We start from the raw sequence: 1,377 nt of genomic DNA, 5'->3' as shown, positions 1-1,377 counted from the left end.
TTTAGCATGGTTAGTCAGCAGTTTGGAAGTACATCAATTCAAGCGTTAACCCCAACCACTTATCCAGTAAAAGCAGGGTCTATTTATGCACCCGCTATTTAATGGCTATGATACTGTTATTTTTGACTGCGATGGCGTGATCCTAGACTCAAATAACCTCAAAATTGATGCCATGCGTAATGCTTTACGCATGGCCCAAGTATCAGAGCTCGAAATAGACAAGTGTTGCAATTACTTTAAAGCTAATTTTGGCAAATCGCGTTTTCACCATGTGAGTTACTTTGTTGAACATTTCATCACAAATGCAGATGAAACATTGTACGAACGTATACTAAACTGCTACTCAAAGCAGTGTGAAGAGCTATACATGGAAGCTCAACTGACACCTAATTTTATTGCAGCAATTACAGATTGCCCAGCCAAACTCTATGTAGCAAGTGGCTCTGCTCAAGACGAATTACGAGAAGTATTTGTTAAAAGAAAGCTGGCGCAATATTTTACGTTAATTCTAGGATCACCCACCGCGAAAGCAGATAACGTTGCAATCATCCTAAAGGAGTCTTCAGGCGCGGCTCTAATGATCGGTGACGCATTGTCAGACTTTCACGCAGCCAAAGAGAATAATATTGATTTTCTTGGCTATCTTCCTTATTCAAATGTAAAAGAAGAGCTTGAAAGCTTATCAAAAAGTGAAGGTTTCAATATTCTAAGGAGTTGGTAAGCATGAGTGTCCATGTCTTTTTACCATGCCGAAAAGGCAGTGAACGTATCCCAAACAAAAATACCAAAGACTTTGCTGGTGTAAAAGGTGGGTTGCTAAAAATCAAACTGGATCAGTTAATCAATATAACTGACCTAGATTCGATAGTCGTATCTTCAAATGATGACGCTGTTCTAGAGTTTGCTTCAACATATAAAGATTCTCGCATACGAATAGATGAACGCCCAGAGCACTTAGGCTCAAGTTCAACAAGCACTGATGATCTTATTAGATATGTTCCTTCGATTATTACTAAGGGTCACGTACTTTGGACTCATGTAACCTCACCATTCTTAGACGAGTCAGGTTATAGCGCTATTATCAAACAGTATAATCAAGCACTCACGGAAGGTTATGATTCATTAATGACGGTCAAAGAACTACGTGGGTTTATTTGGAATAAAGATAAGCCAATTAGCTACGATCGTAATATAGAAAAATGGCCTAGAACTCAGACAATTGAACCTCTTTATGAAATCGATAGCTCAGTCTTTTTAAATAGTGTAGAAAACTACAAAAAGCTAAATGATCGAATTGGACTAAAGCCTTCGATGTACATACAGGATGCAGAGAGCTCAATTGATATAGATTGGCCAGAGGACTTTACTTTCGCTGAA

At 38.5% G+C, this 1,377-nt stretch carries 2 protein-coding genes; both read left to right on the top strand.

Features of this window, described 5'->3' with window-relative positions; translation table 11 throughout:
* The first annotated feature begins 85 nt into the window (after positions 1 to 85).
* Positions 86 to 721 carry an HAD family hydrolase gene (locus tag R7D93_RS25365; RefSeq protein WP_213869041.1) on the top strand — a complete coding sequence of 212 codons (636 nt, stop codon included), beginning with the start codon at positions 86 to 88 and terminating at the stop codon, positions 719 to 721.
* 2 nt (positions 722 to 723) lie between these two features.
* Positions 724 to 1,377, top strand: a 654-nt coding sequence (locus R7D93_RS25360) for a cytidylyltransferase domain-containing protein (protein WP_213908359.1), incomplete at its 3' end; no start/stop codon positions are given.

The sequence above is a fragment of the Vibrio sp. YT-15 genome, assembly GCF_033337445.1.
GTDB lineage: Bacteria > Pseudomonadota > Gammaproteobacteria > Enterobacterales > Vibrionaceae > Vibrio > Vibrio alginolyticus.
Note: the sequence above shows the minus strand (reverse complement) of the source record. Positions and strands in the feature narration are given on the sequence as shown.